At 70.5% G+C, this 25,165-nt stretch carries 28 protein-coding genes, 2 tRNA genes and 1 riboswitch; of the genes, 18 read left to right on the forward strand and 12 right to left on the reverse strand.

Translation table 11 applies throughout. From position 1 onward, the window contains the following. The first annotated feature begins 7 nt into the window (after positions 1-7). From ku to DAI20_RS11450, 6 genes are all read left to right on the forward strand, one after another. Positions 8-1,009 carry a non-homologous end joining protein Ku gene (gene ku, locus DAI20_RS11425; protein ID WP_108250909.1) on the forward strand — a complete coding sequence of 334 codons (1,002 nt, stop codon included), beginning with the start codon at positions 8-10 and terminating at the stop codon, positions 1,007-1,009. Positions 1,010-1,210: 201 nt separating this feature from the next. Then, positions 1,211-1,320, forward strand: a riboswitch (TPP riboswitch). A gap of 63 nt (positions 1,321-1,383) precedes the next feature. After that, positions 1,384-2,013, forward strand: a complete 630-nt coding sequence (locus tag DAI20_RS11430) for an ECF transporter S component (RefSeq protein ID WP_205781429.1) — start codon at positions 1,384-1,386, stop codon at positions 2,011-2,013. 21 nt (positions 2,014-2,034) lie between these two features. After that, positions 2,035-3,543: an ABC transporter ATP-binding protein gene (locus DAI20_RS11435; protein ID WP_168927689.1), complete on the forward strand. Its 1,509-nt coding sequence runs from the start codon at positions 2,035-2,037 to the stop codon at positions 3,541-3,543. Then, positions 3,540-4,322: an energy-coupling factor transporter transmembrane component T family protein gene (locus DAI20_RS11440; RefSeq protein WP_108250911.1), complete on the forward strand. Its 783-nt coding sequence runs from the start codon at positions 3,540-3,542 to the stop codon at positions 4,320-4,322. Before DAI20_RS11435 ends, DAI20_RS11440 begins: the two co-directional genes overlap by 4 nt. Beyond that, complete coding sequence (locus tag DAI20_RS11445; protein ID WP_240606047.1) at positions 4,312-4,884, forward strand: nucleoside/nucleotide kinase family protein; 573 nt, start codon at positions 4,312-4,314, stop codon at positions 4,882-4,884. The genes DAI20_RS11440 and DAI20_RS11445 overlap by 11 nt, the downstream gene beginning before the upstream one ends. A gap of 10 nt (positions 4,885-4,894) precedes the next feature. Further along, on the forward strand, positions 4,895-5,167 hold the full coding sequence (locus DAI20_RS11450) for a hypothetical protein (protein WP_108250915.1): 273 nt from the start codon (positions 4,895-4,897) through the stop codon (positions 5,165-5,167). A 60-nt stretch (positions 5,168-5,227) separates the two neighbouring features. Here DAI20_RS11450 and DAI20_RS11455 read toward each other — a convergent pair whose 3' ends face one another. The 4 genes from DAI20_RS11455 to orn all read right to left on the reverse strand — a co-directional run bounded on the left by DAI20_RS11455 (position 5,228) and on the right by orn (position 7,744). Further along, entirely contained in the window at positions 5,228-6,508 is a 1,281-nt protein-coding gene (locus DAI20_RS11455) for a D-alanyl-D-alanine carboxypeptidase family protein (RefSeq protein WP_159085017.1), read from the reverse strand. A gap of 24 nt (positions 6,509-6,532) precedes the next feature. After that, entirely contained in the window at positions 6,533-6,883 is a 351-nt protein-coding gene (locus DAI20_RS11465; protein WP_108250919.1) for a metallopeptidase family protein, read from the reverse strand. 115 nt (positions 6,884-6,998) lie between these two features. Beyond that, positions 6,999-7,074: transfer RNA gene (locus tag DAI20_RS11470), tRNA-His, on the reverse strand. A gap of 49 nt (positions 7,075-7,123) precedes the next feature. Continuing rightward, entirely contained in the window at positions 7,124-7,744 is a 621-nt protein-coding gene (gene orn, locus DAI20_RS11475; RefSeq protein ID WP_108250921.1) for an oligoribonuclease, read from the reverse strand. A gap of 56 nt (positions 7,745-7,800) precedes the next feature. Between orn and DAI20_RS11480 the strand changes: the two genes are divergently transcribed. The 3 genes from DAI20_RS11480 (at position 7,801) to nadE (ending at position 8,977) form a co-directional block, all read left to right on the forward strand. Beyond that, positions 7,801-8,028, forward strand: a complete 228-nt coding sequence (locus tag DAI20_RS11480) for an SCO4848 family membrane protein (RefSeq protein ID WP_108250923.1) — start codon at positions 7,801-7,803, stop codon at positions 8,026-8,028. Positions 8,029-8,072: 44 nt separating this feature from the next. After that, a tRNA-Arg gene (locus DAI20_RS11485) sits at positions 8,073-8,145 on the forward strand. A gap of 10 nt (positions 8,146-8,155) precedes the next feature. Beyond that, positions 8,156-8,977 carry an NAD(+) synthase gene (gene nadE / locus DAI20_RS11490; RefSeq protein WP_108250924.1) on the forward strand — a complete coding sequence of 274 codons (822 nt, stop codon included), beginning with the start codon at positions 8,156-8,158 and terminating at the stop codon, positions 8,975-8,977. Positions 8,978-9,064: 87 nt separating this feature from the next. On the opposite strand, the gene DAI20_RS11495 is transcribed toward nadE, so the two are convergent. The 3 genes from DAI20_RS11495 to mgrA all read right to left on the reverse strand — a co-directional run bounded on the left by DAI20_RS11495 (position 9,065) and on the right by mgrA (position 11,346). After that, positions 9,065-9,874 carry a hypothetical protein gene (locus DAI20_RS11495; RefSeq protein WP_108250926.1) on the reverse strand — a complete coding sequence of 270 codons (810 nt, stop codon included), beginning with the start codon at positions 9,872-9,874 and terminating at the stop codon, positions 9,065-9,067. A gap of 55 nt (positions 9,875-9,929) precedes the next feature. Further along, on the reverse strand, positions 9,930-10,169 hold the full coding sequence (locus tag DAI20_RS11500) for a hypothetical protein (protein WP_108250928.1): 240 nt from the start codon (positions 10,167-10,169) through the stop codon (positions 9,930-9,932). A gap of 172 nt (positions 10,170-10,341) precedes the next feature. After that, entirely contained in the window at positions 10,342-11,346 is a 1,005-nt protein-coding gene (gene mgrA / locus DAI20_RS11505) for an L-glyceraldehyde 3-phosphate reductase (RefSeq protein WP_108250930.1), read from the reverse strand. Between the two features lie 130 nt (positions 11,347-11,476). On the opposite strand from mgrA, the gene msrA reads away from it, so the two are divergent. The 7 genes from msrA to DAI20_RS11545 all read left to right on the forward strand — a co-directional run bounded on the left by msrA (position 11,477) and on the right by DAI20_RS11545 (position 17,439). Further along, entirely contained in the window at positions 11,477-12,004 is a 528-nt protein-coding gene (gene msrA, locus DAI20_RS11510; RefSeq protein WP_108250932.1) for a peptide-methionine (S)-S-oxide reductase MsrA, read from the forward strand. A gap of 106 nt (positions 12,005-12,110) precedes the next feature. Continuing rightward, complete coding sequence (locus tag DAI20_RS11515) at positions 12,111-12,314, forward strand: hypothetical protein (protein WP_306766475.1); 204 nt, start codon at positions 12,111-12,113, stop codon at positions 12,312-12,314. 393 nt (positions 12,315-12,707) lie between these two features. Further along, the gene (locus DAI20_RS11520; protein ID WP_108250934.1) at positions 12,708-13,223 is read left to right on the forward strand and encodes a single-stranded DNA-binding protein; all 516 of its coding nucleotides are present in this window, start codon (positions 12,708-12,710) and stop codon (positions 13,221-13,223) included. A gap of 165 nt (positions 13,224-13,388) precedes the next feature. Continuing rightward, on the forward strand, positions 13,389-13,829 hold the full coding sequence (locus DAI20_RS11525) for a DUF6993 domain-containing protein (protein WP_240606048.1): 441 nt from the start codon (positions 13,389-13,391) through the stop codon (positions 13,827-13,829). A 128-nt stretch (positions 13,830-13,957) separates the two neighbouring features. After that, positions 13,958-15,160, forward strand: coding sequence for an Rv1352/Rv1906c domain-containing protein (locus tag DAI20_RS11535; protein ID WP_159085018.1), 1,203 nt, complete (start codon positions 13,958-13,960; stop codon positions 15,158-15,160). Between the two features lie 92 nt (positions 15,161-15,252). Further along, a complete protein-coding gene (gene ettA / locus DAI20_RS11540; protein ID WP_108250940.1) occupies positions 15,253-16,935 on the forward strand; it encodes an energy-dependent translational throttle protein EttA in 1,683 nt (560 codons plus the stop codon). Between the two features lie 3 nt (positions 16,936-16,938). Next, entirely contained in the window at positions 16,939-17,439 is a 501-nt protein-coding gene (locus tag DAI20_RS11545) for an acyl-CoA thioesterase (protein WP_108250950.1), read from the forward strand. Between the two features lie 5 nt (positions 17,440-17,444). Here DAI20_RS11545 and DAI20_RS11550 read toward each other — a convergent pair whose 3' ends face one another. Both DAI20_RS11550 and DAI20_RS11555 read right to left on the reverse strand, forming a co-directional pair. Then, positions 17,445-17,957, reverse strand: coding sequence for a Rieske (2Fe-2S) protein (locus DAI20_RS11550; RefSeq protein ID WP_108250952.1), 513 nt, complete (start codon positions 17,955-17,957; stop codon positions 17,445-17,447). 39 nt (positions 17,958-17,996) lie between these two features. Further along, the gene (locus DAI20_RS11555) at positions 17,997-18,911 is read right to left on the reverse strand and encodes an acyl-CoA thioesterase (protein ID WP_108250954.1); all 915 of its coding nucleotides are present in this window, start codon (positions 18,909-18,911) and stop codon (positions 17,997-17,999) included. Between the two features lie 66 nt (positions 18,912-18,977). On the opposite strand from DAI20_RS11555, the gene DAI20_RS11560 reads away from it, so the two are divergent. Together DAI20_RS11560 and DAI20_RS11565 are read left to right on the forward strand one after the other, a co-directional pair. After that, a complete protein-coding gene (locus DAI20_RS11560; protein ID WP_108250961.1) occupies positions 18,978-19,670 on the forward strand; it encodes a DUF8185 domain-containing protein in 693 nt (230 codons plus the stop codon). A gap of 641 nt (positions 19,671-20,311) precedes the next feature. Continuing rightward, the gene (locus tag DAI20_RS11565) at positions 20,312-20,719 is read left to right on the forward strand and encodes a VOC family protein (protein ID WP_108250963.1); all 408 of its coding nucleotides are present in this window, start codon (positions 20,312-20,314) and stop codon (positions 20,717-20,719) included. A gap of 45 nt (positions 20,720-20,764) precedes the next feature. On the opposite strand, the gene DAI20_RS11570 is transcribed toward DAI20_RS11565, so the two are convergent. The 3 genes from DAI20_RS11570 to pepN all read right to left on the reverse strand — a co-directional run bounded on the left by DAI20_RS11570 (position 20,765) and on the right by pepN (position 25,101). Then, a complete protein-coding gene (locus DAI20_RS11570) occupies positions 20,765-21,172 on the reverse strand; it encodes a globin (RefSeq protein WP_108251689.1) in 408 nt (135 codons plus the stop codon). A 152-nt stretch (positions 21,173-21,324) separates the two neighbouring features. Beyond that, complete coding sequence (locus DAI20_RS11575) at positions 21,325-22,371, reverse strand: mechanosensitive ion channel family protein (RefSeq protein WP_108250965.1); 1,047 nt, start codon at positions 22,369-22,371, stop codon at positions 21,325-21,327. Between the two features lie 186 nt (positions 22,372-22,557). Continuing rightward, positions 22,558-25,101, reverse strand: coding sequence for an aminopeptidase N (gene pepN, locus DAI20_RS11580; RefSeq protein ID WP_108250967.1), 2,544 nt, complete (start codon positions 25,099-25,101; stop codon positions 22,558-22,560). Between the last annotated feature and the right edge of the window lie 64 nt (positions 25,102-25,165).

Consider the following 25,165-nt stretch of genomic DNA (forward strand, 5'->3'; position numbering starts at 1 on the left):
TGGACGTATGAGATCCATCTGGAAGGGCGCGGTGACGTTCGGCCTCGTGAACGTGCCGGTGAAGCTGTACAGCGCGACCGAGGATCACGACGTGAGCCTGCACCAGGTGCACGACCAGGACGGCGGGCGGATCCGCTACCAGCGGCGCTGCGAGATCTGCGGCAACGTCGTGGACTACGAGCACATCGCCAAGGCGTACGACGACGGCGACCGCACGGTCGTGCTCACGCCCGAGGACCTCAAGTCGCTGCCCGAGGAGCGCAGCCGCGAGATCGACGTCGTCGAGTTCGTGCCCACCGAACAGGTGGACCCCATCATGTTCGACCGGAGCTACTACCTGGAGCCGGACTCGAAGTCACCGAAGGCCTACGTGCTGCTGCGCGACACGCTCGCCCGCACCGACCGCACGGCGATCGTTCAGTTCGCGCTGCGGCAGAAGACCAGGCTCGCCGCCCTGCGCGTACGCGGCGACGTGCTCGTGCTGCAGACCCTGCTCTGGGAGGACGAGGTGCGCGAGGCCAAGTTCCCGTCGCTCGACGAGAAGGTAAAGACCTCGTCGCGTGAGCTCGAGATGTCGTCCCAGCTCGTGAAGAGCTTCGAGAGCGACTTCGAGCCCGGGAAGTTCACCGACGAGTACCAGGCGCAGCTGCGGCAGCTCATCGACGCGAAGCTCGCCGAGGGCGACGCGTACGACACCGAGGCGACCTTCGGCGAGACAGAGTCCGACCAGGGCGGCGAGGTGCTCGACCTCATGGAGGCCCTGCGCCGGAGCGTGGAGAGCAACCGCGCCACCCCGGCCGCGAAGTCGACCCGGGGATCCACGGCGAAGGCTGCGGACGACGCTGACGACGCGGATGCCGACGAGAAGCCGGCCGAGAAGCCCGCGCCGAAGAAGCGCGCCCCGGCGAAGAAGCCGACGGCCGCCGCGAAGAAGACCCCGGCTACGAAGGACGAGTCCGCGGACGAGGCGGAGCCGACGAAGAAGCCGACGCGCCGCAAGAGCGCCTGACCCGAGCCCACGGTCCCTGAGCTCGTGCAAGGGACGTCGTGTGCCTCTCGTCGCTTCGGCGTCCACTGTCCCTGAGCTCGTCGAAGGGACGGAACCCGCCTCGCGCCGCTTCGGCGGGCTCAGCGACCGTGTGGGCTCAGCGACCGCGTCGGCGGACGGGCCGTCCGGCCGCGACCCGCGGGGGCGCCGGGCGCGTACACTGGTGCCGAACACGGGAGTCCGGTGAGCCGGGCTGAGAGGAAGATACCCAATCTTCGACCGTCGAACCTGATCTGGATCATGCCAGCGCAGGGAGATGATTCTCTGACCAGTTGCCGGTCCGATGCCGGCGACTGTACCCGTGCCCGCTTTTTCTTTCGAAAGGGGCACGAATCGTGCACGACACCACCGTCCTTCCCCCCGCCACCACCGCCTCCTCGCGCGGTCGCCGACGCTGGCGCGTCGTCGACATCGTCGTGGCCAGCGTGCTCGGCGTCGCCTCCGGGCTGCTCTTCCTGGTCTGGAACGCGGCGTACAACCCGCTGAGCGCCCCGCTGGAGCTCGCGCTCCCCGGCCTCCAGGCCCTTCTCGGCGGCGGCTGGCTCTTCGCCGGGGTGCTGACCGGCCTCGTCATCCGCAAGCCCGGCGCCGCCCTGTACGGCGAACTGCTCGCCGCGGCGGTGTCGGCTCTGGTCGGCAACCAGTGGGGCGCGTCGACCCTGCTCTCCGGCCTCGTTCAGGGGCTCGGCGCGGAGATCGTGTTCGCCCTGTTCCTGTACGCGAACTGGCGGCTCTACGTCGCCGTGCTCGCCGGCATGGGAGCGGGCCTCGCCCTGGCCGTCAACGACCTGATCTTCTACTACGCCGGTGCGAGCGGCACCTTCGCCGTCATCTACGTGGTCGCCGCGCTGATCTCGGGAGCCCTCATCGCCGGGCTGCTGTCCTGGCTGGCCGCGCGGGGACTTGCGAGGACAGGGGCGCTCAACCGCTTCGCCTCCGGTCGCGAGGCGTCCGCCCGGCGCTGACGCGGGCAGGAGCGAGCAACCATGGGAACCATCGGGGCGGCGGTACGCGCGCGCGGCTGGGGCTGGCGGCACGCGGGACGCTCGAGCTGGGCGGTGCGCGGCCTCGACCTCGACGTCCAGCCGGGGGAGCGCATCCTCCTGCTCGGAGCGAGCGGCGCCGGCAAGTCGACTCTGCTGCACGCTCTCGCCGGTGTGCTGGGCGGCGAGGACGAGGGGGAGACCGCGGGCTCCCTCGTCCTCGACGGCGGCCCTCCCGAGGCGGCCCGCGGGCGGGCGGGACTCCTGCTGCAGGACCCCGACTCGCAGGTGATCCTGTCCCGGGTCGGTGACGACGTCGCCTTCGGCTGCGAGAACCTGCGCGTGCCGCGGGACGAGATCTGGCGTCGCGTGCCCCGTGCCCTCGCCGACGTCGGGCTCGACCTGCCGCTCGGCCACCCCACCGCCGAGCTGTCCGGCGGTCAGAAGCAGCGCCTCGCCCTCGCGGGGGTGCTGGCGATGCGCCCGGGGCTGCTGCTGCTGGACGAGCCGACGGCCAACCTCGACCCGGACGGCGTGCGCGAGGTCCGTGACGCCGTCGGCCGGGTGACCGAGACGACGGGCGCGACGCTGATCGTCGTCGAGCACCGCGTCGACGTCTGGCGCGGCCTCGTGGATCGGGTCGTCGTGCTGGAGCCCGGCGGCGGGGTGCTCGCCGACGGCCGGCCCGACGACGTCCTCGGCCGGGAGGGGGCGCGGCTCGCGGAGTCCGGCGTCTGGGTGACGGACGAGCTGCCCGGGATGCCGCGGCGTCCCGGCATCCGGACGGGGGACGCCCTCCTCGGAGCGGACGGGCTCGCGGTCGCCCGCGTCCCCGGCCGTGCCGTCGCGTCGGGCATCGATTTCGCGCTCGCGGCGGGCACCGCGCTCGCCGTCACCGGCCCGAACGGCGCGGGGAAGTCCACCCTCGGCCTCACGCTAGCCGGGCTGCTGAAGCCCGCCGGCGGGAGCCTGCGCGCGACCGCCGCCCTCGCCCGCGGTGCGGGAGTCGCTCCGCACGCGTGGCGATCCCGGGAACTGCTGACCCGCATCGGCACGGTGTTCCAGGACCCCGAGCATCAGTTCCTCGCGCCCACCGTGCGGCGGGAGCTGGAGGTCGGGCCGGCCGCCCTGCGCCTGCCCGCGTCGGAGATCGCCGAGCGGGTGGACGCGCTGCTCGACCGGCTGCGCCTCGCCGGGCTGGCGGACGCCAACCCGTTCACGCTCTCCGGGGGCGAGAAGCGCCGGCTGTCGGTCGCCACCGTGCTCGCCACCCGCCCGGACGTCCTCGTGCTCGACGAGCCGACGTTCGGGCAGGACTCGCGGACCTGGCGGGAGCTCGTCGGCATCCTCGCCGAGCTCCTCGACGACGGGTCGGCCGTCGTTGCCGTGACCCACGACCACCTCCTCGTGAAGGCCCTCGCGGACCACGAGCTGCGGTTGACGGCGGCACCCGCGGTACCTGCTGCCACCGCTGCTTCTCCTACCGCGGTTTCACAGGGGCGACGGCGATGACCGCCCTCGCCAGCGGAAGGGTCGGGGCGGGCGCCGCCCGGATCAACCCCGTCACGAAGCTCGGCTGTGCGCTCGTGCTCAGCATTGCGCTCGTGCTATCACTCGACTGGGTCTCCGCGACCGTCGCGCTGCTGCTCGAGATCCCGCTGTTCCTCGCGGCCGGGCTCCGGCCCCGGACCTTCCTGCTGCGCACCCTTCCGGTGTGGATCGCCGCCCCCGGTGCCGCGGCGACCATTGCGCTCTACGGCAGGGTCGGCGGCGAGATCCACTTCACGTTCGCGCTCGCGACGGTGTCCGACGGCTCGCTCGAGCTCGCCCTCGCGACGCTCCTGCGCGTGCTCGCGATCGGCCTGCCGGCCATCGTGCTCTTCGTCACCGTCGACCCGACCGATCTCGCCGACGGTCTCGGTCAGATCGCCCACCTGCCCAGCCGCTTCGTCCTCGGCGCGCTCGCCGGACTCCGACTCGTGGGGCTGTTCGTGCAGGACTGGCGCTCGCTCGAGCTGGCGCGCCGCGCGCGCGGGGTCGCGGATCAGGGGCGGCTGCGCCGCTTCGCCGGGCAGGCGTTCGCCCTGCTCGTGCTCTCCATCCGGCGCGGGAGCAAGCTCGCGACCGCCATGGAGGCGCGCGGCTTCGGCGCGTCGAACCAGCGCACCTGGGCGCGACCGTCCACCCTCGGGCGGGGCGACGCCGTGCTCCTCGCCTGGACCCTCGTCATCGCCGGTGGTGCCATCGCCGCGGCCGTCGCCGCCGGGACGTGGAACTTCCTTGGCCGCTGACGCGCGGGCCGAGCTTCGGATGGGCGGGGCGGTGGAGCGGGTCCTCGCGGCAGCGCTGGCCGGCTCGGTGCGGCCGGTCGTGCTCATCGACGGAGGGTCGGGTTCCGGCAAGAGCACGCTGGCGACCGCCCTGGTCGCGGCGTGGCCCGGCGCGGTGTCGCTGGTGCGGCTGGACGACGTGTACCCGGGCTGGGACGGCCTCGCGGCGGCGTCGGAGCACGTGCGCGAGCACACCCTCACGGGACGGCATCCGCGCTGGCGGCGCTGGGACTGGCAGGCGGAGCGCCCGGGGGAGTGGCACGACCTCGATCCCGCCCTGCCGCTGATCGTCGAGGGCTGCGGCAGCCTCAGCCGCGCCAACCGCGCGCTCGCCACCCTCGGCGTCTGGCTGGAGCTGGACGCGGCGGAGCGCAGGCGGCGGGCGCTGGCCCGGGACGGGGACCTGTACGCACCGTACTGGGAGCGCTGGGCGATCCAGGAGCGCCGGTTCGCCGAGCGTGAGCACCCGCGAGAGCTCGCCGACGTCGTGCTGGCCGGGGGATTCACCGGAGCCGCGGAGTAGCGTTGACGGTATGACTGACAGCACCGATCACACCAACAAGTACCTCGCCGTCTTCGCCGACGGCCCGGTGGGCGGAACGACCGAGACCCGCCAGCTCGAGGACGGCAAGTACGAGGAGCGCCTCAGCCGCGTCGTCCTCCTGCAGAACGTCGATGCCATCTTCTGGTACCGCGCGACGGAGAGCCGCGAGATCCAGGGCGAGCAGCACGTGACCTACGTCTTCGATCCCGAGGGCAGCGACTCGCTCGAGACGAACGACGAGGTCAACTCGCACGCCTTCTAGGCCCACACGTCACCGCCCCTTCGCTCGGCCGTTCCGGTCGGCGGAGGGGCGGTTCGTTGTTCAGCGGGCCAGCACCCCGCCCGGGCCGAAGACCCACTCCCAGAAGCTGGCGAGCATCGGGATGGGATGGAGCAGCCGCCACCCCGGCCCCGGATCCGGTACCGACGCGGTGGCGACGAGCGGCAACTCGACCGCCTTCCCGTCCAGTTCGAAGGCCAGCACGCCGACCCGGTCGCCCTTGCGCACCGTGCGGATCTCCTCGGCGTCGACGCGGCCGGTGGGCGGCGCCCCGGACCAGCTCACCGCGCGCAGCTCCTCGCCCACGACGGCGGTGGTCCGGTCGCCCCAGGCCGTCTGGTAGGCGACGGCCTCGGCGCCCGCGGCAGCGAGCACCACCTCGCCGAGGCTGGCGCGGGCATCCGTGAGGAACGCGTCCATGTCCGCGTTCAGCCGCTCGTACGAGGGCTGGCGCAGGAACGCGCCGTACACCGTCGTCGTGCTTTCGCCGAGGGGCAGGGGCACGGCGAACAGCAGGCAGACCCCCGCCGCGTCCGTGAAGCTTCGGCTGAGGCCCCGGATGCCGTCGGCCGCCCGGTACTCGGCCTCGTTCGCGATGACCACCCCTCGCGACGTCGTGACCGACGGGGCGGGCAGGACCTCGCCGAGGAACGGCGTGTTGTCGGCGATCTCGGCCAGGCGGGCGAGGTCGGCGGCCGTGCCGACGCTGCTCTCATCCAGACCCGTCGCGTCGGTGACGACCGTGTCCCGCAGCCCATGCGAGCGCAACCAGCGCTCCGCCGCGGCCGGATAGGCCTCCAGCGAGCCGAACGCCCAGCGCACAAGGGCGTCCGCGTGGTTGTTGCTCGAGCCGAGCAGCACGGCCTGCAGCATCTCGCGCTGGGTCCAGGTGTCGCCCTCGACGACGGCTATGGCCCGCGCGCCGGCGTCCCGGTAGTCGAGGTAGGACTGGTAGTCGTCCGCCGTGACGGGGATGCTGTCACCGTTCCGGCCCGGCTCAAGCGGATGCTCGTCCAAGGTCACGAGCGCCGCGACGAGCTTTGCGACGCCGGCCATCGGTACCGGCTCTGTCGTGCCCGAGGTGCCGAGCAGCGTCGTGCTGCCGGCGAGCAGTGCCGCGCTCGCGCCCTCCGCGGGGAGCACGGGCGCCTCGGCGGGATCGGCCGCCGGAGCGGCGAGGTCGACGAGCACGGGTTCGGCCGCGGGCAGCGGGGGGAGCAGCGTGACGGGTCCGTAGAGTCCCACCGCCAGGATCACGAGGGCGCCCAGCGCACCGCTCACGACCCGCCGCGCCCGCCGGTCCTCGTTCGTGCCACGCCCCATCCCGTCAGGCTAACGAACGGGCCGTCAGTCCCACCCGAGCTCGTGCAGCCTGTCGTCGTCGATGCCGTAGAAGTGCGCGATCTCGTGCACAAGCGTGACGTGGATCTCGTCGCGCAGCTGCTCCTCGTCCTCGCTGACGGCGAGCAGCGGTTCGCGGTAGAGGATGATGCGGTCCGGCATCTCGCCGAAGCCGTACTGGCCGCGCTCCGTCAGCGACACGCCGTCGTAGAGGCCGAGCAGGTCGAGCGTTCCGTCCTCCGGACGGTCCTCGACCACGAAGACGACATTGTCCAGCCCGTCGACCATGTCGTCGGGCAGCTCGTCCAGCTCGGCGACGACCAACCGCTCGAACTCGTCCCGGTCCACCTCGCGCATTGGTTCAGCCTGGCACAGCCAGCCTGAGCGGCTCCGGACGGCACCGCCGCCGGGAGCCGAAGCGCGACCTCGGGAAAGAGAAAGGCCCGGTCCGACACGAGGTCGGACCGGGCTATGGGGTGGACGACGGGGCTCGAACCCGCGACATCCGGCTCCACAAGCCAGCGCTCTGCCAACTGAGCTACGCCCACCATGTGCGCTCCCGACCCGAGGGCCGAGCATCGCGACTGGAAGAGTCTATTACAACCGAGAGCCCCACTTGTTCACCGTGGCGGAGGAAATCGCCTGGACGTCCTCCGTCGTCGGTCCGGGGGCGGCAACGAACAGCGAGGAACGGTAGTAGTCGAGCTCCCGGATGGACTCCAGGATGTCGGCGAGCGCCCGGTGGCCGCCGTTCTTCTCGGGGGAGTTGAAGTAGATGCGGGGGTACCAGCGGCGGGCGAGCTCCTTGATGGAGGAGACGTCGACGCTGCGGTAGTGGAGGTGGCTGTCGACGCGCGGCATGTACTTCGCGAGGAAGGTGCGGTCGGTGCCGATCGTGTTGCCGGCGATGGGCGCCTGCTGGCCGACCGGCACGTATTTGAGGATGTACTCGAGCACCGCGTACTCTGCGTCGGCCAGGCTGACGCCGCCCGGGATCTCCTCGAGGAGTCCGGAATCGCTGTGCATCTTCGTGACGAACTCGCCCATGTTCGCGAGGGCGGCGTCGTCCGGCTTGATGACGATGCTGAAGCCGGGGTGCACGGGCTGCAGCTCCCAGTCGGTGATCACGACGGCCACCTCGACCAACTCGTCGATAGCGATGTCGAGTCCTGTCATCTCGCAGTCGATCCAGACGAGATGCTCAGCGTTGTTGGCCATCCCTCGAGTCTACCGAGCGTGATCGGCGCCCCCCGGCGCCTGCGTACACTCGGTCGGTGACCATCGCCCTCGCCCTGTTCCTGCTCGTCAACGCCGCCTGGAGCTTCTTCGTCTGGCCCGCGTTCCTCCGCCGCGTCGCCCGCGACCCGCGCGCCCGCACGTCCACGGGTGCGGCGACCCGGTTCCTCCGGGTCCACCAGATCCTCGTGACCGTGTCGCTGCTGCTCGCCCTCGGGCTCGCGATCTTCGGCATCGTCGGCCTGGTCCGCGGCACCTACGCGTGACATCGGCGCGAAACACGGCCGCGGTATCGTTGTAGCGACGCAACGCCCTCGTAGCTCAGCGGATAGAGCAGGAGCCTTCTAATCTCTTGGTCGCAGGTTCGATTCCTGCCGAGGGCACGTGACCGATATGCGTGAACTGCAGACCCGTATCATCGCCGACCTCGACGTCGTGCCCCGGATCGATCCTGCCGAGGAGGTGCGCAAGCGCGTCACCTTCCTGAAGGACTACCTGCGCCACACGGGTGCCGCGGGCTTCGTGCTCGGCATCAGCGGTGGCCAGGACTCCTCGCTCGCCGGCCGGCTCGCCCAGCTCGCCGTCGAGGAGCTGGCCGAGGAGGGCGTGCAGGCCACGTTCATCGCGGCGCGGCTGCCCTACAACGTGCAGGCCGACGAGGACGACGCGCAGCTCGCGCTCACCTTCATCCGGCCGCAGCGCTCCGTGGCCTTCAACATCCACCGGGCCGTCGACGGCTTCGAGGCCGAGTACGCGGATGCCGTGGGCGCGGAGATGACGGACTTCACCAAGGGCAACGTCAAGGCGCGCGCCCGCATGATCGCCCAGTACGCGATCGCCGGTCAGGAAGGTCTGCTGGTCATCGGCACCGACCACGCCGCCGAGGCCGTCACCGGCTTCTTCACCAAGTACGGCGACGGCGGTGCCGACCTGCTGCCCCTGACCGGACTGACCAAGCGACAGGGCCGGGCCCTGCTCGAGCACCTCGGCGCGCCCGAGCGGCTGTACCTGAAGGCCCCGACCGCCGACCTGCTCGACGACACCCCGGGACAGACGGACGAGGCCAACCTCGGACTCCGGTACGCGGACATCGACGACTACCTCGAGGGCAAGGATGTCCCCGACGACGTCGCCGAGGCGATCGGTGCCCGGTATCTCGCGACGGAGCACAAGCGGCGCGTTCCCGCCTCGATGTTCGACGAGTGGTGGCGCTGACCCGGGTAGCGCTGACAGTGAGAGGGGGCCGCTTCCGGATCGGAAGCGGCCCCTTCTCATGCGCCGGGTTGGCGGGAAACGGCGGTGCTAGCTATGCGACCCGTCCGCATCCCGCGACGAGGAGTCAGGGGAGGACGCGGGCACCGGCTGCAGGTCGTAGTCCGCGACCGGCGCCTCGACCTCGCGGGAGCCGGACTGCGAACGGGGGATGGGCGAGACCGGCAGGGTCATCGTCTCCGTCTCGTTCTGCTGCTGGGCGGCCGGCTGCGCGGCGGGCCGGGAGTCGGCGGACACGACGGGTGAGGCGGTCCGGCCGCCGCGGTGCTGCGACTCGTAGCGCTCGGCCTGCTGCTGCGCGACCCACGCGTCCTGGCGGCTCTGCAGCTCCCTCTCGGTGTCGCTCACCTCGATCGACCAGCGGGCGATGTCGCTCTGGAAGATCTTCCGGGCGCGACCCGGGCGGTGCTGCCACTCCACGAGCCGGTTGCGGAACTCCGTGAGCAGCGTGTCGAACTGGTAGGCGAAGGTGGCGCTGCCGCGCTTGAACTCGGCGATCTCGTGCTCGGCCCAGTCGGCCGCCACGTCCGCACCGCGGATGGGCAGCATGCGCACCTGGATGTCCGCGTCCCCCGCGGCCCGGTCCGCGAGCAGCTGCTCCTGCGGCGACAGCGAGTGCCAGACGGCCGCCTGACGTGCCGCGCCCACCAGCGTGCCGATGGCCGCGGCCTTCAGCTCACGGTCCTGCCGCGCGAGCAGGCGCTTGATGGCACCGCGGGCGATCAGGGCGGCGATGACGCCGGCCAGCACGATGGCGACGAAGGGAAGAACCGCGCTCGTCATGATCGTCGAGCCCGGCTCCGAGGTCACCCAGTTCACGAGATTGTTCCACCACTCCATGCCCGCAGATTACGTGCGGGCCAGCGGTTCCCCGGGAAGGCGGCGCGGTGTGGCGTCAGGCGAAGCGCAGGCAGTCGATCGCGTCCTGCAGGCGCCAGAACTCGCCGAGCGGCACGAAGCCGCGCTTGTCGGCGGTGAGCCGCTTGGCTCGGAATCGCTCGCCGCGCTCGTCGGGCACGCTCTCGATGTAGCCGAGCACGCTGCCGGACGAGCGGAGCACCCGCCACAGGCCGTTGTGCAGCTGCACCAGGGTCGGCGCGGACGAGACGCGGGGCGGCAGGGTGAGTGTTGCCATGGGTCCTCCGTTCGTGCCGCCGGCCCGGCGGTGTCGTGGTGATGACTCAACGGTACGAGCCACCACCGACATTCCAGCCCGGTGAGCGCCGGGTCCTGAGTGACACGAGAAACGCCGCCGGCCCCCCTGGGAGGGGCCGGCGGCGTCGCTCAGTGAACGGGCGGAGGAGGGGTTACAGGCTGGTGCCGTCCACCGCGTTCGGCTCGATGGCCGCGAGCTCCTCGGCGGACAGCGGCGGCGCTTCGACGGCCGCGATGTTCTGCTCCAGCTGCTGCACGCTCGACGCCCCGATCAGCGCGCTCGTCACCTGCGGGTGGCGGAGCACCCACGAGAGGGCGAGCTGGGCGAGGGACTGGCCGCGCTGGCGCGCGACCTCGTTGAGCGCGCGCGCCTTCTCGAGGTACGCGTCGCTGATCGAGGTGCTCGACAGGAAGTGGTTCTGCGCTGCGCGGGAGTCGGCGGGCACGTTGCCGTCGAGGTAGCGGTCGGTCAGCAGTCCCTGGGCGAGCGGGGAGAAGACGATGCTGCCCATCCCGGTCTCGTCGAGCGCCTCGAGGAGGCCATTTTCCACCCGACGGTCGAACATGTTGTAGCGCGGCTGGTGGATGACGATCGGCACCTTGTGCTCCGCGATGGCGGCGACCGCCGCCCGGGTCTGCTCGGGGCTGTAGCTCGAGATGCCGGCGTAGAGGGCCTTGCCCTGCTGCACGGCGGTGGCAAGCGCGCCCACCGTCTCCTCGATCGGGGTGTTCGGGTCGGGCCGGTGCGAGTAGAAGATGTCGACGTAGTCGAGACCCATCCGGCCGAGGCTCTGGTCGAGGGACGCGAGCATGTACTTGCGGGAGCCCCACTCGCCGTAGGGACCCTCCCACATGTAGTAGCCGGCCTTGGTGGAGATGACGAGCTCGTCGCGGTACGGGCGGAAGTCGTCGGCGTAGATGCGCCCGAAGTTCGTCTCGGCGGAGCCGGCGGGCGGGCCGTAGTTGTTGGCGAGGTCGAAGTGGTTGACCCCGAGGTCGAACGCCCGGCGCAGGATCGCGCGCTGGGTGTCGATGGGGCGGTCGAATCCGAAGTTGTGCCACAGACCGAGGGAAACCTCGGGCAACTGCAGTCCGGTCTTCCCGGAGCGGCGGTAGGGCATGGCTTCGTAGCGGTTGTCAGCTGCGACATAGGTCATACCTGTAACCCTATTGCCCGGCCCGACGGCATCCATGTCGGCGGCGTCGGGACGGAATGCGAGCCCCCGTTCTCGCGTTGATTACCAAGGCGGGAAATCCCGCCGGAATAGACGAAAGTAGGCTGATTCCATGCAGACCTTTGTGCTCGCGGGTGGATGTTTCTGGTGTCTGGATGCGGTGTACCGCACCCTCGACGGCGTCAAGGACGTGATCTCCGGCTACACGGGCGGCGCGACGGCGCATCCCTCCTACGAGGACGTGTGCACCGGCCGCACGGGGCACGCGGAGGCCGTGAAGGTCGTCTTCGATGAGACCGTCATCCCCGCCCAGGTGATCCTGGACGTGTTCTTCACGCTGCACGACCCGCGCCAGCTGAACCGCCAGGGCGCCGATGTCGGCACCCAGTACCGGTCGGCGATGTTCTACACGGACGAGGAGCAGAAGGCCCTGTTCGCGGAGGCCATCGAGAAGGCCGCCGACATGTGGGACGGCACCGTCGTCACCACGCTCGAGCCGCTGGGTGAGTGGTTCGACGCCGAGGACTACCACCAGGACTTCTTCGCGAAGAACCCCGGCCAGGGCTACTGCATGGCCGTGGCCGTGCCGAAGGTCAACAAGGTGCGCAAGTCCTTCGCGCAGTACGTGCTGGCCTCGTAGTCCGCATGCGAGCGGAGGCGTTTCTGCGAAACGCCTCCGCTTCGCTCAGCCCGATCACAGGTGGGCGTAATCTGTCGGTAACACGGGACCAATGGAGGGCTGTGGAATGACGATGAGCACGCACGTGTCGGGCAAGACCTGGGTGGCATTCGGACCGGCGGGCGCCGTCGGGTCCATTCACTCCCGCGAGGACGGCTACGTCGTCCGGCTTCTCAAGCGCGATCAGGAGCACGGCGTCTACCCCACGCTGGAGATCGCGAAGTCCGCACTGCAGGGCATGGCGGGCGACCTGGAGTTCCGCGAGCACTGACCCGGCTCTGCTGCCGGTCGCCACGCAACTGAGCGGCGTGCGGTCATCCCGCTGCCACCGACGCTCCTGCCTAGGCAGGAGGTTCCTGCCCAGCTTTAAGCTGCGCACGGCGCCCCTGCCTGGGCAGAAGGGCGCGTCTTCCTGCCGGCACGCTCCCTGAGCCCGCGCCTCGGTCCGTGAGCCGGTCGAATCGGTCCCTGAGCCCGTCGAAGGGATGCGCCGTCCCCTCACACCGTCGGCGGCGCACGGGTCGGTCCACCGACTCGGGCGCTCCCGCCGGGCGCGTCCCGCGCTCCGCAACCATGGGCCGCACGGACCGGGGAGCGGCCGACTGGCACGAGCGTTGCTCCCCGGTCCGCCCATCGGCGATGAGCGAATCGGACGGGAGCGGTCATGACGGACACCATCACACTGACCGGATTCGTGGCGACGGCGCCACGCCACCTCGTCACCGGAGAGGGCCTGCCCATCACGAGCTTCCGCCTCGCCTCGACGCAGCGGCGGTACGACCGTCGCGCCGCGGAGTGGGTGGACGGCGAGACGAACTGGTACACCGTCACGGGCTTCCGGCAGCTCGCCGTCCACACCGCGGCGTCCGTCGCCAAGGGTGATCGAGTCATCGTCACCGGGCGGCTGCGCATCCGCGACTGGAGCAGCGGGGAGCGATCGGGCACGACGATCGAGGTCGAGGCCGAGGCGCTCGGTCACGACCTCTCCTGGGGTACGGCCGCGTTCACCCGGGCCGCGCCGTCGGCAGTGCTGCGTGGAGGTGCGACAGCAGGGGGCGACACGGCAACCGCCGGCAGGTCGGCCGCTCCCACCAGCAATGGAGCCGTCGAGAGCGCCGATGCGGGGGTGGATCCGACGGCGCCCGCGGAGCGGGGGACGCCGGGGGAGGGCGGCTCCTGACTCTAGAATCGGGGGGCGGCGCACGGCCGCGAGAGCGATTGCGAGGGCCGGGTGCGGAAGTGGCGCGCGAGCCTCAGTACCTCCGGCGAGGGAAGCCGCTCCGGCGTGGTGCTTCGCTCGCGGCGGGGCAATCCACGTCGACGCATCCTGCGGCTCGCTTCCGTCGTGTTGCTCGTCGCGCCGCTCGCCGGTTGCTCTCTGATCGGGGCTCCGGGCGGTGCCGCTGGACCCTCGACGCTCAGCCCGGCGGCGTCGCCGACCGGATCCGCTGCGGCGTCCCCGACGTTGGTCCCCGGCGGAACCGCGGAGGAGAACCGTCCCCTGTTCGACTCGGTGAGCGCCGCGGTTGTCGCCGCTGATCCGGGCGCTGACGGGCGGTCCCTCGTCGACGCGCTCGTCGCGGCCGGGTTCGACAGGGCCACGATGGAGGTCACGGACGACACGACGGCCATCGGCCGTGACGCCGACGCCGTGCAGTTCGCGGTGCGCACGAGCGACGGCTGCATCATCGGCGAACGCAGCGCCTCCGGCTACGCGAGCCTCATTGCCCCCGTCCTCGGTACCGGCCGATGCCTCGTGGGGGAGACCCGCGCGATCGACTGGTAGCCGGGTTCGCACCTTGCATCGAGGTGACTACGGCTATTCCTCAATCGAGTAATTCGCCATAGGGTCACTCCTACCGTGCTCTCCGCATGCGCGCGAGTATGAGCAACGTCCACCGAGAAGGAGTACCTGTGACACCGACGTCCACCGCCGACGAGGCGAACCCGAGAAGCCGCCGCCATAGAACGGTCGTCAGCGTCGTAGGGGTGATGACCGCAGCCGTGCTCGCCTTCACTGGTGGTCAGGCCGCTTTCGCGGCCGTCGAGGAGATCGACCCGGACAACGTGGCGAATGTCGAAGCGACGACGACGGCCGAAGAGCCGGTTCAGCCCGCCGCCGAAGTCGAGCCCGTCGCTGAGCCCGAGCCCGTCGCTGAGCCCGAGCCCGTCGCTGAGCCTGAGCCTGAGCCCGAGCCTGAGCCCGCGCCGATCGGTTGGCCTCTCTACAAGACCGCCTACGCGGGAACCATCTACGAGCTCGTCGACTTCGTGACTCCGATGCCGCTGTCCTACGAGCGGTGGCGCGACGAGTACGGCTTCCGTGCTCCCGAGAGAACGGCCACGGATTACGTGAAGTACCCCTGGTCGCCCACCATCTACGCCGTGACCTTCTGGCCCGGGGATGAGAACGCGTGGCAGTGGGACCGCCTGGACTACAACCAGTGGCGCAGCGCCGGTCAGCCCGGCGCGCGCAACGCCGGGTGGATCAAGGGGAGCTACTACTACAAGTGGGGGACCTCGCCGGAGCTGTTCGTGGAGGGCGCTGACGGCGTCAACCACAAGCTGACGGCCCGGGAGTGGCGTGACTCCGGCTATCGTCCGTTCGCCGATCGCAGCAACGAGGGCTTCATGAAGCTGTCCTGGACCAGCGACATCGTGCGCATGACGAACATCGGAGCAGGACACGGCTACCGCATCGGTGGCGGCGAATGGCGGGAGGAGGCGTACCCGGCGCCGCAGGTTCGCCAACGGATTCCCGGCGACCAGTTCTACCGGTTCGCAGGCCAGAACACCGTCTGGTACGCAGGGCCGGCCATGAATCGCCCGGTGACTTATGCGGAATGGAAGGCTGCCGGATCCCCGCAGCCCAGGATTCGGTCGCCGCGCTTCGACGGCGACGCTGGCGTTCTGCGCGTCGGAGTGGACGTTGAGCCGGGTACCTATCGATCGACCGGCAATGAGGACTTCTGCTATTGGGCTCGCCTGTCGGGCTTCGGCGGATTCGAGGACATCATCGACAACTACATCGGTAATGGCAGCGCTTACGTGACGATCACGTCCTCGGACGTTGCCTTCGAGACAAGCCGATGCAATGACTGGGTGAAGGTCGGCTGAGACACGCGATCACCGCACTCCGCCCTCAGCGCACTCCTGCGCTGAGGGCGGAGTGCGTCCAGGCCGGGTTCGCGGCCAAATAGACTGGGGGCATGGCCGAATACATTTACTCGATGGTGCGCGCCCGCAAGGCCGTGGGCGACAAGCTGATCCTCGACGACGTCACGATGTCCTTCCTCCCTGGAGCGAAGATCGGCGTCGTGGGGCCGAACGGCGCGGGCAAGTCCACCATCCTCAAGATCATGGCCGGGCTTGACACCCCGAGCAACGGCGAGGCGAAGCTCTCGCCCGGGTACTCCGTGGGCATCCTCATGCAGGAGCCGGAGCTGGACGAGTCGAAGACCGTCCTCGAGAACGTGCAGGAGGGCGTCGGCCCGATCAAGGCGCAGATCGACCGCTTCAACGAGATCTCCGCCGCGATGGCCGAGCCCGACGCGGACTTCGACGCCCTTCTCGCCGAGATGGGCACCCTGCAGGAGGCCATCGACGCCGCCGACGCGTGGGACCTCGACTCGCAGCTCGAACAGGCCATGGACGCACTGCGCACGCCCCCGGGCGACGCGGCCGTCGCGAACCTCTCCGGTGGTGAGAAGCGTCGCGTCGCGCTGTGCCGCCTCCTGCTGCAGAAGCCCGACCTCCTGCTGCTCGACGAGCCCACCAACCACCTGGATGCCGAGAGCGTCCTGTGGCTCGAGCAGCACCTCGCCAAGTACCCCGGCGCCGTGCTCGCCGTGACCCACGACCGGTACTTCCTCGACCACGTGGCCGAGTGGATCGCCGAGGTCGACCGCGGCAAGCTCTACCCGTACGAGGGCAACTACTCCACCTACCTGGAGAAGAAGGCCGAGCGCATGAACGTGCAGGGCCGCAAGGACGCGAAGCTCGCCAAGCGCCTCTCCGAGGAGCTGGAGTGGGTGCGCTCCAACGCGAAGGGCCGCCAGGCGAAGTCCAAGGCGCGCCTCGCCCGTTACGAGGAGATGGTGACCGAGGCCGAGCGCACGAGGAAGCTGGACTTCGAGGAGATCCAGATCCCGGTCGGTCCCCGACTCGGCGCCCAGGTCATCGAGGCCAAGAAGCTGCACAAGAGCTTCGGTGAGCGCGTGCTCATCGACAACCTCACGTTCACACTGCCCCGCAACGGCATCGTCGGCGTCATCGGCCCGAACGGCGTCGGCAAGACTACGCTGTTCAAGACGATCGTGGGCTTCGAGCCCCTCGACGGCGGCGACCTGCGCATCGGCGAGACGGTCGACATCTCATACGTCGACCAGAGCCGCGGCGGCATCGACCCGAACAAGACGCTCTTCGAGGTCGTCTCGGACGGCCGCGACTACATCCAGGTCGGCAAGACCGAGGTGCCGGCGCGCGCGTACGTGTCGACCTTCGGCTTCAAGGGGCCGGACCAGCAGAAGCGGGCCGGCGTGCTCTCCGGCGGTGAGCGCAACCGCCTGAACCTCGCCCTCACGCTCAAGCAGGGCGGAAACCTCCTGCTGCTCGATGAGCCCACCAACGACCTCGACGTCGAGACCCTCGGCAGCCTTGAGAACGCCCTGCTCGAGTTCCCCGGCTGCGCCGTGGTCATCACCCACGACCGGTGGTTCCTCGACCGGATCGCGACGCACATCCTGGCCTACGAGGGCACCGAGGAGGACCCGGCGAACTGGTACTGGTTCGAGGGCAACTTCGAGGCCTACGAGGAGAACAAGATCCAGCGCCTCGGTCCGGACGCGGCGAAGCCGCACCGCTCCGCGTACCGCAAGCTCACCCGGGACTAGGCCGTGGCGCGCATCCACGTCCCCATCCGGCTCCGCTGGTCGGACCTGGATGCGTACGGCCACGTGAACAACGCCGAGATGCTGCGCCTCCTCGAGGAGGCGCGCATCCAGGCGTTCTGGGTAGCGGAGGACGACTTCGACCTCGGCATCGAGGGCGAGGCCATCGGCGGGCGCGGTCCAGCCGTGCTCGACGGGCGGCCGGGCGCCGCGACGCTGTCGCTGATCGCCCGGCAGGAGGTCGAGTACCTCGCGCCGGTCCCGTACCTGCGCCGGCCGCTCGACGTGCAGCTCTGGGTCGGCCGGCTCGGGGGAGCCAGTCTCGAGATCTGCTACGAGGTGCGGTCGCCGGTCGGCGTCGAGCCGAACGTGCTGTTCGCCCGCGCCGCGACCACCCTGGTGCTCGTGGACGCGGTGACCGAGCGGCCGCGCCGGATCAGCGACCTCGAGCGGGCGGCGTGGTCGCCCTATCTCGAGCAGCCGGTGGCCTTCACGAAGCGGGGCTGACCGGCCTACGCCTTGACGACGTTGTCGCCCTCGACGGCGACGGCCACAGCGGCCAGCGGCGCCTCGGCGGGTCCTCGCAGCACCTCGCCGGTGAAGGCGTCGAACTGCGAGCCGTGGCACGGGCAGTCGAGCTTCGCGTCCGCGGGGGTCACCTTGCAGCCCTGATGGGTGCAGATGGCCGTGAACGCCACGACGGTGCCCGCCTCGGGCTGCGCCACGATGGACGGCGCGCCCTCGATGTCCACGGCGACGGCGCCACCCACGGGCACGTCGGCCAGCGCGAGGATCGGCGCCGCGCCGGAGGGGTCGGACCCGGTGGCAGCGCCGTCGTCCGCGCTGGGACTTTCGGCCGGCTGCGTGGCCGGGGAGGAGCAGGCGGCAAGGCCGACGCTCACCGCCGCGAGGCCGATGCCGCCGAGCGAGACCACGCGGCGGCTGACCCCACTGGTGGGGGCCGGTTCGCTCCGGACGGTGTCTGGAGCGCTGGTGGGGCCGGTGCGGATGTCGTCGATGCTCATGGCGGATCCTCCTCCTGAGGGCCGACCATCCGGAGGGCTCTATGTCGTCTGCGGAGCCTCTTCGGCGCGCGGGGCGCGCACCATTCCCTCCTGCGCCACACTAGCCACCAGGATCCCGTCCCTGGTGAAAATTCTTCCCTGCGCAAGGCCGCGGCCACCCGTGGCGCTCGGCGACTCCTGCACGTAGAGCAGCCAGTCGTCGACGCGCGCGAAGCGGTGCCACCACATGGCGTGGTCGAGGCTCGCCACCTTGATGCCGGGAGTGCCCCAGGTGAGCCCGTGCCGCCGCAGGATGGACTCGAGGATCGAGTAGTCGCTCGCGTACACGAGCGCGGCGCGATGCAGGTTCGGGTCGTCCGGCAGGGCGCCGATGGAGCGGAACCAGACCGCCTGGTGGGCGGTGCGCTCGGCGCCGTGCCCGAAGTAGACCGGACCGTTGACGTGCCGGATGTCGAAGGGGCGCCCGTTGGCCCAGTACTGCGCGACCGGGTGATCGATGCTGCCGAGGAAGTCCTTCTCCGCGGGGAGGTCCTCGGGCTGGGTCAGGTCGGCAGGCATCTCGGTCTGGTGGTCGAGGCCCTCGTCCTCGCGCTGGAACGACGCGATCATCGACAGGATGGGCCGGCCGTCCTGGTACGCCTGGGTGCGCCTCGTCGAGAACGAGCGACCGTCGTGGATGCGGTCGACCGAGAAGGTGATCGGCTTGTGCACGTCCCCGGGGCGCAGGAAGTAGCCGTGCATCGAGTGGACCGTGCGGTCGTCGTCGAGCGTGCGCTGGGCCGCCACGAGCGACTGCGACAGCACCTGACCGCCGAAGACGCGGCCGAGCGGCATCCACTGCGACGGCCCGGTGTAGATGTCCTCGCTTGTGCGGGCGCCCGTGTCGGTGAGGTCGAGCGCGGTGAGCAGGCTGGCGAGGGGGTCGGCGTCGCCGACCGTCGGGGTGTCCGTCATGAGGCCTTCCGGGATGCGGGCCGCCGGATCGCCCGGGCGGGGTGCGTCAGATAGTTTAGGACCCGGATGACTTCCTCTCTTCTTCTCTCGGACGCCCTCGATCTGGGCGATCTCTCGGTGTTCCTCGGGCGCGCGGAACGCGTCGACGACGGCTTCGTGCGGCTCATCGCCGCCCAGGGGGTGCTTGCCGCGTACGTCAGCGTGCTGCACCCGGCCGGCATCCTCGACCGCAGCCCGACCGTGCTGGGGCTGCGCACGTTCGCCCTGCCCCGGCAGGAGCGGTTCGACCTCGTGGTGCCCCTTCGCGCCATGCTTGACCGGCTCGCGCGTGCGACCAGCGAGGCGGCGGATCGCGCCGAGACCGATCCCGTGGAGCTGCCGCTGCCGTTCGAGTCGGGGACGGCGGTCTGGGCGGGTATCTCGCCGCCGCGGTCCGGCTGGCGCGTGCGCGACGAGCTCGACGGTGGTGTGCCGGCGGACACCCTGGAGCGCGCGGCCCGCGACGGCATCGACGAGATCGCCCGGGTGATCCCGACGGGCACGGGTGAGCAGATCGTCGGCCGCGTGCGCGCCGAGGTGTGGGGGCGCGAGGTGGAGGGCGCCCCGCGCGTGCCCGCCGGTGCGGCGTTCGCCGCGTACAGCCTGGGCTTCCTCGCTTCGGGCGAGTCCGCGCTCGTCTACGAGAACGGCCCGTGGTCGCGTCTCAGCACGTCGCGGGGCCACGTCCTCGTCCGCCGCGCGGGCGGCCTCCTCGGCTGATCCGCCGGCGGTCACGCCCTCCCAGGTCCCTGAGCGATACGGTCCCTGAGCTTGTCGAAGGGACGTGACTTCCGTGGTTCCGTCGCGTCGCTTCGACGGTCTCAGCGACCGTGGAGGGTGTCCTGCGGACGGGACCATACGGTCCCTGAGCGTGTCGAAGGGACGGGACTGCCGGCGTCCCGAAGCGTCGCTTCGACAGGCTCAGCGACCGTGGAGAGCGTCCCTGCGGACGGGACCATACGGTCCCTGAGCTTGTCGAAGGGACGGGACTTCCGAGGATTCGTTGCGTTCGCTTCGACGGGCTCAGCGACCGTTGTTGCCGTTCCTGGAGTCAGGGCAGGACCGTGGGGAGTGTCCCTGCGGACGGGACCATGCGGTTCCTGAGCTTGTCGAAGGGACGTGACTTCCGGGGTTCCGTCGCATCGCTTCGACCGGCTCAGCGACCGTGGGGAGTGTCCTGCGGACGGGACCATGCGGTCCCTGAGCTTGTCGAAGGGACGGGACTTCCGAGGTTCCGGCGGGTCGCTTCGACGGGCTCACCGACCGTCGCCGCGACCGCGACGGTGGAGATTCTCCGTCCCCGGCAGGTGTCGGGGCGACAGGGGGGCGCACGCGGGGGCGGCGCGTGTCATGCTGCGGGGATGACCGTGACCGTCACCCACATCACCATCGACAGCGAGGATCCCTTCGCGCTCGCCCGGTTCTGGGCGGAGGCGACCGGCTACCTCGAGGATCCGGACGAGCCGAACGAACCGGACGGCGACGAGGCCTACCTCGCGGCCCCGAACGGCCCGCAGGTGCTGCTCTTCCAGCGCGTGCCCGAGGGCAAGTCGGGCAAGAACCGCGTGCACCTCGACGTCGCACCGACGGACCGCACCCGGGACGAGGAGCTGGAGCGGCTCCTGGGCCTCGGCGCCTCCGTGCTGCAGGACCGCCGGGAGGAGGACGGGACCGGATGGGTCGTGCTCGCGGATCCCGAGGGCAACGAGTTCTGTCTCGAGCGCAGCGAGGCGGAGCGGGCGGAGCCGGTGCAGCCGACGACCAGCTGACGGACGGGCGTCGGCGGCCGGACGAGCGCTACGCCGGATCCGTCGTCACTCCTCGAAGGTGTTGACCATGGCGTGCGCGGCGCGCTCGAGGTAGCCCCAGAGCGTCGACTCCTGCAGCGGCGACAGCCCGAGCGTGTCGAGCGCCTCGCGCATGTGCAGCAGCCAGCGGTCGCGGGCGTCCGGATTCACCCGGAACGGCATGTGCCGCATGCGCAGGCGGGGGTGTCCGCGCTGCTCGCTGTACGTGGTCGGCCCGCCCCAGTACTGCTCCAGGAAGCCGGTGAGGCGCTGGATCGCGCCCTCGTAGTCGGTCTCCGGGTACATCGGAGCGAGCACCGGATCGGTCGCGACGCCGCGGTAGAACTCCCGGACCAGCCGCTCGAACGTCGCGCGGCCGCCGACGGACTCGTAAAAATTGCCGTCGGGCCGCTCGCCACCGGCGGAAGCCCGCAGGGTGAGCGGGGCGGGCGCGACGCCGGGCGACGATGCGCCGGGCACCGAAGCGCCGGACGCGGACACGCTGGACGCGGACACGCCGGACCCGAACGGGCCGCTCGTCGACGCGTTGGACAGGGGCAGCAGGGGAGGCCGCTTCGGTGCGTCGCTCACGGCAGCTGCTGCGATCGGGGGTGGCGGAGCGCCCGCTTCGGTGCGGTCTTCTGCGCGGGGGTGCCCGCGGTGCTGCCCACGAGCGGGCTCGGCTTGGTCTTCGGCGGGCGGGATCCGGTGACGCTGGCCGCACCCTCGAACCCGGTGAGCACGACGCTGCCGAGCGACGGCAGCTTCACGTCCATGTCGTCGAGCGCCTTCTTCAGTCGCAGCCGCAGCTCGCGGGCGACGTCGTCCTTCGCGCTGGTGCGCGTCTTCACGACGATCCGCAGAACGACCGCGTCCGCGGAGATGGACTCGAGGCCCCAGACCTCGGGCTTGTCGAGCACGCGGGTGCGCCACTTGGTCGACGTTGCGAGCTCGGTCGCCGTTGCCAGCATCCGCTCCTGCACGGCCTCGACGTCCGCCTCGTAGGGCACGCCGAGGTCGATGATGACGCGGGCCCAGCCCTGCGACATGTTGCCGACGCGCAGGATCTCGCCGTTGCGCACGAACCAGAGGGTGCCGTTCACGTCGCGCACCTGGGTGACGCGGATGCCGACCGCCTCCACGACGCCGGTGGCGAAGCCGGTGTCCACGACGTCGCCGACGCCCAGCTGATCCTCCGCGACCATGAACAGGCCGTTGAGCACGTCCTTGATGATGTTCTGCGCGCCGAAGCCGAGACCGGCGCCGAGGGCCGCGGTCAGCAGGGCGAGGGAGCCGAGGATGTTCTCGTTGATGGTCGTCAGGATCAGCAGCAGCGCGATCACGACGATGACCACCGTCACCACGTTGGAGAGAACGCTGCCGAGGGTGCGGGTGCGCTGCACGAGCCGCACGGCGGCGAGGGGGGACGCGGCGATCGACTGCGTGTCCTCGACGTTCTGCCGCTTCTTGACGCCGTTCACGATCTTGTCGACGACGCGGCGGATGCCGAACTGCATCCCCCAGCGCACGACAACGGCGATCACGAGGATGAGCAGCACTCCGAGCAACGGCCCGACGAAGGGCATGTTGAACACGGAGTCCACGGCGGTCAGGAAGTCTTCGGCAAGGGGCATCAGCTGGCGGCTCCAGAGGGAGGGTACGGAAAGGTTCCGACACCGTCGTCCCCTCCATGGTAAGCGAGGCGCCTCCGCCGCTCCCGGAAGCGACGCACGCCGGGCGCGCGCCCGGAGCGAACGAGGGCGCGGCCGCCATCCCAGTGGATGACAGCCGCGCCCGTCGTGTTCGCTCGCGCGGTGGCGTTACTCGGCGTCCCTCGCCTGGGCCGTGAGAGCACGCTCGACGCCCGCCAGGTTCTCGATGACGAGGCGGCGCAGCGCCGGGGGCTCCGGGTTCGCGTCGAGCCAGGCCCGCGTCGCCGACCGCAGGTCCTCGCTCGCGAGCGGCGAGGGGTAAAGGCCGTTGATCAGCGCGGAGGCGATGCCGTAGCTGCGCTCCTTCCAGATGCGCTGGAGCGAGTCGAAGTACGTCGGCACGAACGGCTCGAGCAGCGACGTGTCCGCCGCGCGCCGGAAGCCCTGGGCGGTCGAGCGCACGATCGCATTCGGCGCTCTGTCCTCGTCCACGAGCGAGGCCCACGCGGCCTGCTTGCCTGCGGCGGTGGGGATCGCCGCCTGGGCCAGGGCCGCGTTCTGACGGCCGGTCGCCGTCCTGTCGCGCTCGAGCTCGGCGTCGATGTCCGCCTGCTCCGCGCGGCCGCCGGCCACGAGGGCGGCGAGCAGCTCCCAGCGCAGGTCGGTGTCGATCTCGAGCCCGGGAAGGGTGGTCGAGCCGTCGAGCAGGGCGGCGATCGTGTCGAGGTGAGCGCCCGCGGTGGCGAGACCGGCGAAGGCCTTGAGGAACTGGAACTGCGCGTCCGATCCCGCCTCGGCCCCGCTGGTGAGGCTCCAGAGCTCGTCCGTGACGTGCTGCAGCAGCTCGTCGCGGTGGTCGCGGGCGGAGTAGTTGAGGACCGCCAGTTGCAGCTGCCCGAGCACGGTGCGCAGCGTGGTCGACTCGGTCTCGGTCGCGATGTTGCCGAGCACGAGGCGCACGTAGTCACGGGGGCGAGTCTCGGCGTCCCGGGTCGCGTCCCAGGCCGAGCCGAGCACGAGGGAGCGGGCCAGCGGGTTCTCGATGCTGGCCAGGTGCTCGGTCGCGACCTGGAGCGACTGCGGGTCGAGGCGGATCTTGGCGTAGGCCAGGTCGTCGTCGTTCAGCAGCACGAGGTCCGGGCGCTGCATGCCGACGAGGTCGGCGACCTCCGTGCGCTCACCGGCGACGTCGAGCTCCACGCGGTGGGTGCGCGTCAGCCGGCCGTCCTCGAGCGAGTAGAAGCCGATCGCGAGTCGGTGGGGCCGGATCGTGGGGTAGTCGGCAGCGGCCTCCTGCAGCACGGCGAAGCCGGTGATGACGCCCGAATCGTCCGTCTCGATCTCCGGGCGGAGCGTGTTGACGCCCGCCGTCTCGAGCCAGGCCGAGGTCCACGCGGAGAGGTCGCGACCGCTGGTCGCCTCGAGCTCTCGCATGAGGTCGGGCAGTGTGGAGTTCGCGAACGCGTGCTTCTTGAAGTACTGCGCCACGCCGGCCAGGAACTCGTCCTGGCCGACCCAGGCGACGAGCTGCTTGAGCACGGATGCGCCCTTGGCGTAGGTGATGCCGTCGAAGTTCACCTGCACGTCTTCGAGGTCGGTGATGCTCGCGAAGATCGGGTGGGTGGAGGGCAGCTGGTCCTGGTTGTAGGCCCAGCTCTTCTCGAGCGCGTTGAACGTCGTCCAGGCGCCGTGCCACTCCGTGGCCTCCGCGGTCGCAAGCGTGGAGATGTACTCCGCGAACGACTCGTTGAGCCAGAGGTCGTTCCACCACTTCATGGTCACGAGGTCGCCGAACCACATGTGGGCGAGCTCGTGCAGGATCGTGACGACGCGGCGCTCCTTGATCGCGTCGGTCACCTTGGAGCGGAAGACGTAGCTCTCGAGGAAGGTGACCGCGCCCGCGTTCTCCATGGCGCCGGCGTTGAACTCCGGCACGAACAGCTGGTCGTACTTGGGGAACGGGTACGGGTAGTCGAACCGCTCCTCGTAGAACTCGAAGCCCTGGCGGGTCTTCTCGAAGATGTAGTCGGCGTCCAGGTACTGCATCAGCGACTTGCGGGCGAATACGCCGAGCGGGATGGTGCGGCCGTCGCTCGAGGTGAGCTCGGAGCGCACGACGCCGTACGGGCCGGCGATGAGCGCCGTGATGTAGCTCGACATGACGAGCGTCGGTTCGAACGCCCAGGTCTTCGCGCCGTTCCCGGCGTCCACCGGCTCGGGGGTCGGCGAGTTGGACACGACCTCCCAGTGACCGGGCGCCGTGATCGTGAAGCGGAAGGTCGCCTTCAGGTCGGGCTGCTCGAACACCGCGTACATGCGGCGGGAGTCGGGCACCTCGAACTGGCTGTAGAGGTAGACCTCGTCGTCCACGGGGTCGACGAAGCGGTGCAGGCCCTCGCCCGTGTTGGTGTAGATCGCGTCGGCGACGACGGTCAGCTCGTTCTCGGCCTTCAGGTCGTCGAGCTGGATGCGGACGCCGTCGCTGACCTGCGCGGGGTCGAGCTCCTGCCCGTTCAGGGTCACGGAGTGCACCGTGCGGGTGATCGCGTCGATGAACGTTGACGCGCCGTCCTCGGCGCTGAAGCGCACGGTCGTGGTGCTGCGGAACGTCTCGTCGCCGGTGGTCAGGTCGAGGGTGACGTCGTAGTCGTGCACCGACAGCAGCGCCGCGCGCTCCTCGGCCTCGATCCGGGTGAGGTTCTCTCCTGGCACGTGGGCTCCTTCGTGTGGTGATGTGGGGGAGGGACGGGCCGCGGCCCGGCGTGGCGGGGATGGT

Origin of the sequence: Planctomonas deserti, from assembly GCF_003067705.1 — a bacterium.
GTDB lineage: Bacteria > Actinomycetota > Actinomycetes > Actinomycetales > Microbacteriaceae > Planctomonas > Planctomonas deserti.